The organism is Akkermansia sp. UNK.MGS-1, from assembly GCF_000980515.1.
Taxonomy (GTDB): Bacteria; Verrucomicrobiota; Verrucomicrobiia; order Verrucomicrobiales; family Akkermansiaceae; genus Akkermansia; species Akkermansia muciniphila.
In genome coordinates, this window is sequence record NZ_LBCB01000005.1 from 1 (window position 1) to 6,116 (window position 6,116).

Genomic DNA, 6,116 nt, shown 5'->3' on the forward strand with positions numbered 1-6,116 from the left:
GTGAAAACATGCTCGCATGATGGCACAAAACAGGCCGCGGCTTTCACGCCGCGGCCAGGATAAAAAATGTTAGATTACAACCGGAGGGAGGCATCTTGCGGAGAAGGTCCGTTCAGATAAGCCTCCCGGCGGACGGAGGACCAGAACGCCGGGGCCGTCCGCGTCCGCTCAAGGAATGCGGCAATGTCCGCAAAGTAGTACATAGATTGAAAAGGAGACGGGCGCACCCGCTCAATGACGCCAATGTCCGCCAGGCGGGCCAGCACGCGGCGGCCCACCCGGAATTCTTTTTCAATCTCTTTGACGGTACCCAGCTGGACAGGTTCCCCCATCCTTAGGGCGTACGTCCGTTCGTCGATTTTGATTTTCCGGACGGGAGCATACCAGCGTCCGCTGTCCGGGTAGGAAATAGGAAGGATGAGTTGCTTTGCTTTGGTCATGGTTAATAGATGCGGTCAGGGATGTTAGGGGCTACAGGCTCGAAATAAAATCCGGTAACAAAGAGATCTTCCCCCGTTTCCGGGTCCGGCCCGGTCAGGGGGATTGGCTCCATGATTTGGCTGCTAATCCACCATTTGCGCCGCTCCTGCTCCGGCATGGCGAGATAGTCCTTCAAGGTCATTGTCGGGGCCAGGACTTCCAGGAAGGAAAATTCCAGGTCGTCCGGGAACGTGTCAGGCAATTCCTGCGCGTCAAAAAGTTCAGCCATTTTGGCAAGTTCTGAGCGGGTTAAAATCATGATAACTGAGCTTTGATGAAGTTGTAGAATTCGGGGCCCTGACGCTGGAAGTCAACAGGAGATTCCAGCATGCGCTGAATTCCCATAGAAAGAATTTCAGTTGGCCGTCATCGGCGTGGACTATCTCCAACTGATGCGTTCCCACTCCAAACAGGCGGCCAACAGCCGGGAACGCGAAGTCGCGGAAATATCCTCTGGCCTGAAAGCCCTGGCCAAGGAACTCAAGGTTCCCGTCGTCGTGCTGGCCCAGCTGAACCGCGGACCGGAGACGCGCGCCGGGAAAGAAGCCGGGATTCCCCGCATGTCCGATTTGCGGGAATCCGGCTCTATCGAGCAGGACGCGGACATGATCGGCCTGCTTTACCGCTCCGACTACTACGCCGACGACGAGGACCAGCGGCAGCAGTTGGCCGGACAGGCCAACCTGCACCTCGCCAAGAACCGCAACGGCCCCACCGGGGACATTCCGCTCCGCTTTGAGGCGGAACTCATGCGCTTCTCCACCCGCGAACCTGAAAAAAAATAGTGTCCCATGTGGGACACTTGACCCTTTCTCTTTCCCCACCTCCTGACCCTTACGATGATTTAAGGATTCACCCTTACCGTCATTTATGGTTGGTCACACCGGATATTCACGCCGTCCGAACCGGGAGGAAGGAGCGAGACCGGAGCATTAAAAAGCCGGAGCCCCGAAGGACTCCGGCCGCGAATCATTTTGTTTCCGGGTCAGGCTTAATGCCCGCAACCGGCGCAGGCCCATCCTTCGCGGATTTTCGCGAAGAAATCGTTGCCCTTGTCATCTACCAGAATGAAGGCGGGGAAATCTTCCACTTCAATTTTCCAGATGGCTTCCATGCCCAGTTCCGGGTATTCCAGCAGTTCCACTTTTTTGATGTTGTTCTTGGCCAGAATGGCGGCCGGGCCGCCGATGGAGCCCAGGTAAAAGCCGCCGTGCTTCCGGCAGGCATCCGTTACCTGTTGGCTGCGGTTGCCCTTGGCAATCATGATCATGGAGCCTCCGTTTTCCTGGAACAGGTCTACGTAGGAATCCATGCGGCCTGCGGTCGTGGGGCCGAAGGAACCGGAGGGGTAGCCTTCAGGAGTTTTGGCCGGGCCGGCGTAGTACACGGGGTGATCCTTCATATACTGAGGCAGCCCTTCGCCCTTTTCCAGGCGTTCCTTCAGCTTGGCGTGGGCGATGTCGCGCGCCACAATGATGGTGCCGTTCAGGCTCAGGCGCGTGGTGACGGGGTACTTGCCCAGTTCTTTCAGAACTTCCTTCATCGGGCGGTTCAGGTCAATGGAGACAGCTTCGCTGGAGGTCATGCGCAGGGCTTCCGGAATATACTGGCCGGGGTTGGTTTCCAGCTGTTCAATAAAGATGCCCTCCGGCGTGATCTTGGCTTTCGCGTTGCGGTCCGCAGAGCAGGAGACTCCCAGGCCAACCGGGCAGGAGGCGCCGTGGCGGGGCAGCCGGATAACGCGCACGTCCAGAGCGTACCACTTGCCGCCGAACTGGGCGCCCAGGCCCAGTTTGCACGCTTCTTCATGCAGTTCCTTTTCCAGTTCCAGGTCACGGAAGGCGCGGCCGTGTTCGTTCCCCGTAGTCGGCAGATTGTCGTAGTACTTCGTGGAAGCCATCTTCACGGTCTTCAGGCATTTTTCCGCAGAGGTTCCGCCAATGACGAAAGCGATGTGATAGGGAGGGCAGGCCGCCGTGCCCAGAGTACTCATCTTTTCCACTAGGAACTTTTTCAGCGTGGCCGGGTTGAGCAGGGCCTTCGTTTCCTGGTAAAGGTAAGTTTTGTTGGCGGAGCCGCCGCCCTTGGCGACGAACAGGAAGGAGTATTTCATGCCCTCCACCGCTTCCAGGTCAATTTGGGCGGGAAGGTTGGTGCCGGTGTTTTTCTCCGTGTACATATCCAGCGCCACCGTCTGGGAATAGCGCAGGTTGTTCTGGGTATAGGCGTCGTAAACGCCGTGGGAAAGCTGTTCGCAGTCGTCACAGCCGGTCCATACCTGCTGGCCCTTCTTGCCTACGATGGTGGCGGTGCCTGTGTCCTGGCAGAAGGGCAGGATGCCGGCGGACGCCACTTCCGCGTTGCGGAGCATCGTCAGGGCCACGCTTTTATCATTGTCGCTGGCTTCCGGATCGTCCAGAATGGCGGCCACCTGCTTCAGGTGGGCGGGGCGCAGGAAAAAGGCCACGTCATGGAAGGCTTCCGCTGCCAGCAGGCGCAGTCCCTCCGGTTCCACTTTCAGCATGGGGTGTCCTTCAAAGTCGCCTACGCTCACATAGTCTGACGTGATGAGACGGTATTGGGTGTCGTCCTTTTCCATGGGAAAAGGATCCTGATAATGAAAATCCGGTGTTGCCATAACGGGAGCCAATATAGCGAAGCTCCGAATCCGGTTCGAGCAAAAAAATCAGGGATGCCCCCATGCGGAGCCCATGCCCGAAAAGGTTCCGGATACTTGACTTTGACGCCCGCCTGCATTACTTTTTCCCCGCTTAAGTGTATAACTCCCAAAACCAGCCTCCGATTCTTGACACGCTTACCCCCCCCATCAAAACGTGTCTTATGGATTGACGTATCAAGGGTTATTGCAGCCCTTCTGATCATGTACGTCCACCTGTCCTCCCCCTTTCTCCAGGCGGTGAGCCTCCATCTCTTTTACCTGGGGAGGGTTCCGTTTTTCCTGGTGCTGGCAGGGTACTTCCTGGGCAGGAACATCACCTGGAACAAGGCTTTTAACCGGGCTTTCTGGCTGTTTATTCCGTTCATGTTCTGGAATGTACTGTACGTGTTCCTTGTCCTGCCTCATGACGGCGCTTCCTTCCGCCTTGAGAATTTAATTGGTATCCGGGACGTCTTTCTTCCGGGCATGAACCTTTTCTCCGCAGATGACTCCCATGCCGTTCCCCCCATCGGCCCTTCCTGGTTCCTGAGGGACATTATCATTCTCACGTTGCTGACGCCTCTTCTGGTCCGCGTCAAAATCCTGCTGTTTCCTGCGGTGCTCCTCTTTTTCTGTTTCTTCAACACGGCCCCGGACCACACGGAGACGATTTCCATTGGAACCTGTGCTTTTTACCTGCTGGGCGTTGCGCTCAGTTCCCGGCGGATTGACGACATTCATCTGTTGATGAATAAAAAATTCGGCATTTTTTTCTGGGTAAGCATTTTTATGCCCGTTGTACTGATAGCGCTGTATTCCGCCGGAGTGATCCCCCTGTGGAAAGAGACGGCCATTGGCATGCTTCTGGGTGTCATGATGATCATGTACGCAGGCATCTGGATGGAAAAGCACCTGCCCGGCCTGTCTGCGAAAATAGCTTTGCTGGCTCCCGCCTGCTTTCTGACGTTCATGCTGCACTGGCCCATTTACGGTTTCCTGCCTCCCGCCATGAAATCCAGCCTGTTCGCCTTCTTCACGCCGTTGCTGGTGTTTGCGGCCATCGTCCTGTTTTATTTTGCCCTGAAACGTTTTGCCCCGTTCCTTCTGCCGTATCTGGCCCATGTGAAAAATACCGGCCGGCGGCAAGCGCAGCATGGCGCGTGCGACGAAACGATTCCTTTAATCAGGGGCCTTTCAGGGATGAGTCAATCATCAGAAAGGGACGCCGGGAACCCCATGCCCGGAACACGGGAGAGCTTTTAAAGAACCACGGGCAAACGGGTTCCAGGAAGCCGTAGATTGCCAGGTGAAAGGACTCCCGGTACATCCGTTGCTCTTCTTCCGGCTCAGGAAGGTAAATGAAAGAATTTGGCTGGATGGAATCCAGCACAGGCATCCCCCACAGTTGAAGGGAGAATCTTTTGATTTCAAACCGGAGGCGCATGTTCCCCCGGAAAACAACTGCCGTCTCCACCTGGCCCGCAGGGTTTGCCTTCATGAAAGCAAACGCTTTTTCCCATGCCCCGGGCAGAAGTTGGCAGGAGATTGTTCCACCCTGGTCGCGTTCCACCTCCTGAATGTCCTCCGGCCCAATGAGGGATTCCGGGCGGATGAAGACATAGGTCCGGACGGGGTTCGGGAAATCGGGGCAGGTATAGGGGATGGAACGGAATCCGCTTTTCAGGCGGATGGATTTTCCCTGCAGAAGTTCCGGAAGAAAATGCTGTTCCAATTCCCGGCTGCGCGGATGGATGGGATAAAGAGCCACGTTTTCCCTCACATGCCGTTTTTGCTGTTCCGTCAGCGGCAGAAGGGTGTTGTTGATGGCCCGGCACAGGGCATCCAGCCGGCTGTCATCCCCCAGACCGGGAATAAGAGTGGTGCGGGAAGGCATTCCCTGGAATAAGGGGGTGGACAGAATGGTTCCGCGCAGAACGACAGCAATCCTGTCCTTGCCGGGGCGTAGTCCGGCCGATGCCCGCTCCAGTTTACGGAATGCTTCTTCGTTCCAGGTGATGTCCAGGCTTCCCGGATGTTCCATATCTGGCTCCGCATGTCTGGCGCAGTCTCCGGAAATGATGGGAGAATTCCCCAGGAACAGATATTCTTCCTCTCCCGTTTTTTCCTGCCGGTGCGCCGGGAGCTTCCAGAGCCTGAAGCCCGGTACGCGGAGGACTCCTTCTTCCACCAGACGGCGGCTTTCCGGATGGACGGCGTACAGGGCCAGATCCTGTGGAATGAAGGGTGTGTTTTTTTCTGTGGGTGCCTGCCGGTTGAGCAGTTCCGCCAGTCCGGAGGCTTCATTTTTTCCGTCCAGTCCGGAGATTTCAAAAGTACGGGATATGACGGCCTGCACCACGGGGGCCGACTTGATTTTTCCCTGAACGACGAGGGCCAGCCTGTCGCGGCCCAGATTCATGGCGGAGGTTGCCGCTTTCATGGTTTTTCCGCCCTGTGTATTCAGGGTGATGTGGAGGCATTCTCTTCTCTCCGGCTCAATTCTTGCCTGTTCCACTTCCGATTCCGTGATGATGGGGGTATTTTTCAGGAACAGCCGTTCCCGCTGCATTTTTCCATGGCGGTCGCGGAATTCGTATGTATAAGGCGTGTATCCTTCCGGAACAGGGCTCCTTTCCCGGTCCAGCTCCTGGCTGTCCGGATGCACCATCCTGACGGAGACGGCGGGAACAGACGGCGGAACCGCTTTCGCGCGGGCCGAAAGCGGGAAACAAAAGGCGGGAAAAAGCAGTAGATAAAATAATTGACTCACAGTCAACGGAAATAGAACTTTTGGAGAACGGCAAGCAAGAGAAAAGTTGATTCGGCGCACAACAAAGGAGATCGGTGTTCCCGGCGCCTGGGGAAGCCCTCCGCGGAACAGCACGCTGGCGGAAGCCGGCAGGCAGGCGGGACATCAGCGGGATGCCATGTCCTCCAGGATTTATTGCCGCGGCTTGCGGCGGGTGGAAAAGGGCGG

6 protein-coding genes are annotated in these 6,116 nt (G+C 56.6%); 2 read left to right on the forward strand and 4 right to left on the reverse strand.

The window, feature by feature from the left end:
* Positions 1-74 precede the first annotated feature (74 nt).
* The gene (locus WW58_RS02290; RefSeq protein ID WP_046435094.1) at positions 75-440 is read right to left on the reverse strand and encodes a hypothetical protein; all 366 of its coding nucleotides are present in this window, start codon (positions 438-440) and stop codon (positions 75-77) included.
* Between the two features lie 2 nt (positions 441-442).
* On the reverse strand, positions 443-739 hold the full coding sequence (locus WW58_RS02295) for a hypothetical protein (RefSeq protein WP_046435096.1): 297 nt from the start codon (positions 737-739) through the stop codon (positions 443-445).
* Between the two features lie 100 nt (positions 740-839).
* On the opposite strand from WW58_RS02295, the gene WW58_RS02300 reads away from it, so the two are divergent.
* Positions 840-1,265: a DnaB-like helicase C-terminal domain-containing protein gene (locus tag WW58_RS02300; protein WP_046435097.1), complete on the forward strand. Its 426-nt coding sequence runs from the start codon at positions 840-842 to the stop codon at positions 1,263-1,265.
* A 206-nt stretch (positions 1,266-1,471) separates the two neighbouring features.
* Here the strand turns inward: WW58_RS02300 and WW58_RS02305 are convergent, their stop codons facing one another.
* Complete coding sequence (locus WW58_RS02305) at positions 1,472-3,118, reverse strand: fumarate hydratase (RefSeq protein WP_012421166.1); 1,647 nt, start codon at positions 3,116-3,118, stop codon at positions 1,472-1,474.
* A gap of 54 nt (positions 3,119-3,172) precedes the next feature.
* Here WW58_RS02305 and WW58_RS02310 point away from each other — a divergent pair, with 54 nt between their 5' ends.
* Positions 3,173-4,402 (forward strand): acyltransferase family protein, encoded by a 1,230-nt coding sequence (locus tag WW58_RS02310; RefSeq protein ID WP_257227972.1) that lies wholly within the window; start codon positions 3,173-3,175, stop codon positions 4,400-4,402.
* Here WW58_RS02310 and WW58_RS02315 read toward each other — a convergent pair.
* Positions 4,323-5,909, reverse strand: a complete 1,587-nt coding sequence (locus tag WW58_RS02315) for a SecDF P1 head subdomain-containing protein (protein ID WP_143247037.1) — start codon at positions 5,907-5,909, stop codon at positions 4,323-4,325. The genes WW58_RS02310 and WW58_RS02315 overlap by 80 nt on opposite strands.
* Between the last annotated feature and the right edge of the window lie 207 nt (positions 5,910-6,116).

Bases quoted from the DNA above. Each gene is read 5' to 3' on its own strand.
- WW58_RS02290 (WP_046435094.1), bottom strand. From the start codon at position 440: ATGACCAAAGCAAAGCAACTCATCCTTCCTATTTCCTACCCGGACAGC.
- WW58_RS02310 (WP_257227972.1), top strand. From the start codon at position 3,173: ATGCCCCCATGCGGAGCCCATGCCCGAAAAGGTTCCGGATACTTGACT.
- WW58_RS02295 (WP_046435096.1), bottom strand. From the start codon at position 739: ATGATTTTAACCCGCTCAGAACTTGCCAAAATGGCTGAACTTTTTGAC.
- WW58_RS02305 (WP_012421166.1), bottom strand. From the start codon at position 3,118: ATGGCAACACCGGATTTTCATTATCAGGATCCTTTTCCCATGGAAAAG.